At 41.3% G+C, this 3,449-nt stretch carries 2 protein-coding genes and 1 pseudogene; all 3 read left to right on the top strand.

Going from position 1 to position 3,449, the window contains the following annotated elements; genetic code table 11:
• On the top strand, nucleotides 1–1,506 hold a 1,506-nt coding region (locus tag NJ959_RS15940), incomplete at its 5' end, for an energy transducer TonB (protein WP_254012725.1).
• 235 nt (nucleotides 1,507–1,741) lie between these two features.
• The gene (locus NJ959_RS15935) at nucleotides 1,742–2,692 is read left to right on the top strand and encodes a PstS family phosphate ABC transporter substrate-binding protein (RefSeq protein ID WP_254012724.1); all 951 of its coding nucleotides are present in this window, start codon (nucleotides 1,742–1,744) and stop codon (nucleotides 2,690–2,692) included.
• A 220-nt stretch (nucleotides 2,693–2,912) separates the two neighbouring features.
• Nucleotides 2,913–3,449: pseudogene (locus NJ959_RS15930) on the top strand (hypothetical protein); the annotation flags it as partial.

Here is a 3,449-nt window from a genome sequence, read left to right as displayed (position 1 = left end):
CCCATTCCCCATTCCCCATTTATGTCTTACATAACCTTAATTACAACCCTAATTGAAAAGCTGAATCAACCAACAGCGATTGCGGTAATGGCATCCGCAGGAATTCATGCAGCATTAGGCTTAACCCTACCCCATACCTCTGTTTTCTCAAGTGGAAAATCCCAGCTACCCCAACCAGTTCAATTATTATCATTAACCCCAGAAGATCAAAGTCGTATTCCCGAATTTGTTGTCTCGCCAGCCCCACCCACAATTTATGAGCAGACTCCGATTCAGTCCGCTTTTCCACCATTAGATCGTCTTCCTACTCCCAAGATTCCTGCAAAAGTTTCTGCAAAAGTTCCTCAAACTCCAGTTAAGAAACAATCTCCTGCAAAGTTTCAAATTGGTAAAAAACTACCTAAGAGTAATTTAAAAACGAACCCTGGTACTTTAAAAAATCCAGTTTTAAATAAACCCTATAACATCGCAAATGTCAACGGAATAGGAATCGTAAATCCACCGAAAAATAATATTAGAATACCAGTAACACCTAGACCTTATGGAATTCCAGTATTAGATTCCAGACCAAAGGTGAAGGATTTATTTAACTTTGACGATCAGGATATCCTGCCAACTCCGCCGATAACAAATCCTACTCTAACTGTTCCTCCTGGTAAAGATCCCAAACAAGTTATTATTTCTCGATCGCAGCAAATAAGAGATCTGAGCAGTACGATTGCTATTAGCAGCAGCAATCGTACTGATGGTGAAGGCAAAATCAATCTTCACAATTTCTTAAGCCTATACGATAAAAAACAAGCTGACGGGACAATAACGATTCCCGGTAACTATCCTAAAGAAGCCTGTGCTAAGGCTCCAAAAGGAAGTACTTTTATTGGGATTGAGGTTGGTGCTGATGGCAAACCAACGAGTGAGAAACTTGTAACTAAGAGTTCGGGCGATCCCATTTTAGATCGCCAAGCGGAACAGGATGTCCTGTCTCACGGGTTTAATAATCAAACAGGTAAACTTCAAATTTACTTGGTAAGTGTCACCTTTGACTATAACGAAAACATTTGCCAAGCTATTAATTCGACAACACCTCCAGTAGCGAATCCGACTAAACCAGAAGTTCCTACTCCCACACCATCTCCATCACCTACTGGAAACAAACCAGAAGTTTCTATTCCCACACCATCTCCATCACCTACTGGAAATAAACCAGAAGTTCCTACTACAACACCATCTCCATCACCTACTGGAAATAAACCAGAAGTTCCTACTACAATACCATCTCCTGAAGCTACTGGGAATAAACCAGGAGATTCTACTACAACACCATCTCCATCACCTACTGGAAATAAACCAGAAGTTCCTACTACAATACCATCTCCTGAAGCTACTGGGAATAAACCAGGAGATTCTACTCCCACACCATCTCCGCAACCTACTCGAATTAAACCAGCAGATCCTGTCCCGACAATATCTCCTCAACCTCAAGCATCCCAGTCAACAGTTCCTTAAACTAAGGGTAAATTAGAGAAATTTATGAGTTGGAAAGGGGATTCGCCAAAATAAACCGCGCACCCAAAAACCCGGTTTCTTGAAGAAACCGGGTTTCTTATTAACAAAACTTAATTTCTATTTAATTATTTCTTAACTTTTGATTAAAAGCCCTTAACCTTGGTCAGGTATTGTAATTTCTAGTTGAGTTCATCACCCCTAGCCTCATAGGGTTAAAAGTATGGTAGTGAAGAATATGAAATTTAAGTCTAATCCCTTGACAATAGTCACCGGATTAGCTGCAATGGTAGCAGCAACAGTGGTAATAGCCGTGCCTGCGGTGAAGTCTCAAAATACAACTACCATTAAAGTTGATGGATCTAGTACAGTTTTTCCCATCACGGAAGCTGTCGCAGAAGAGTTTCAAAATGCGAATAGAAGTATTAAAGTAACAGTTGGTATTTCCGGCACTGGCGGTGGTTTTAAAAAGTTTTGTGCCGGAGAAATTGACATTGTTGATGCCTCCCGCCCCATTAAAGCAGAAGAGATAGCAGCATGTAAGAGCAAAGGCATTAATTATTCGCCAGTGCAAGTGGGTATGGATGCCTTAACCATCGTGGTGAATAACCAAAATAGCGCAGTTAATGGCATCACCTTTGCTCAACTGAAAAAGATGTGGGAACCAGCAGCTCAAGGTACAATTAAGAAATGGAACCAAGTGAATCCGAGTTGGCCAGATGCACCTCTGGCGCTATATGGGCCAGGTGCTGACTCGGGTACTTTTGACTACTTCACAGAAATAATTAATGGTAAGGCGAAAGAAAGTCGGGGTGACTATACCGCCAGTGAAGATGATAATGTTTTAGTACAAGGGGTTACTCGCGATCGCAACAGTCTAGGTTATTTTGGTTTCGCCTATTATGAAGCCAACCTAAAACGCCTCAAAGCGATTCCCGTTGCTAAGAAAGATGGCGATACTCCGGTAATGCCTTCCATCGCGGCAGTGAAGGATGGCAGCTATCCCCTGTCTCGGCCTTTATTTATTTATGTCAACCTTGGCGCGGCAAAAAGTAGACCGGAAGTGAAACGGTTTATAGAGTTTTACTTAGATAATGCGCCTAAGTTAGTAGCCGAAGTTCAGTACATTCCTATGTCAGGCGCAGAATATAGTGCTGCCAAAACTGCTTTTCAACAGGCAGTTAGATAGGTATTGACCTTTTGAATTAGGTAAAAAGCGATTAGTCATTAGCAAATTGGTAATGTACTAATCGCCGATTTCTAGTCTAAATATCATGTGACATCCCACGTAGAACAGGCATCTTGCCTGTTAGTTTTGTCACAGGCAAGATGCCTGTTCTACGAAGATACTTATTCTAGATCAAGCGCACAAGGTGTGAAATTTGTAGTTTAATTTCCAGTCAATCCAAATGAATAACCCCTTATTACTAGCTACTAAAAAATTAACTCCTCTTACTGAAAAATTAACCCTTCTTAAAGAAAAGCTAACACCTGTCGCTAAAAAAATAACACCTGCATTGCGGGTATTATATCGACCGATACTAGTCGTTTCTGTAATTATTCACGCTTTAGTACTAATTTCGCCAACGCCGGAAGAGGCTAAACCTAATCCTACACCTACCCCTTCACATGTTAAGCGAGAAAAAGTTAAAATTGTCAGTTTGAAAGGTGCTGGCAGTAAGACTCCACCTAAACCAGCAGCAGCAGCAAAACCTAAGTTAAGACAGGCTCCTAAAGCAGCGAATCCTCGCCCAAATGCACCACCTCCTATTCCCAAGCCAGAAGAGGAGAAACCTAAAGAGGAGAAACCGAAACCAGAGGAAACACCTAAACCAGAGGAAACACCTAAACCAGAGGAAACTAAACCAGAGGAAACTAAACCAGAAGAAACTAAACCAGAAGATAAACCAGAAGATAAACCAGAAGATAAACCAGAAGATAAACCA

It is taken from the genome of Limnofasciculus baicalensis BBK-W-15 (assembly GCF_024178385.1).
Lineage (GTDB): Bacteria > Cyanobacteriota > Cyanobacteriia > Cyanobacteriales > Coleofasciculaceae > Limnofasciculus > Limnofasciculus baicalensis.
The sequence above is the reverse complement of the archived record's forward strand: the minus strand, read 5'-3'. Positions and strand labels throughout refer to the sequence as shown.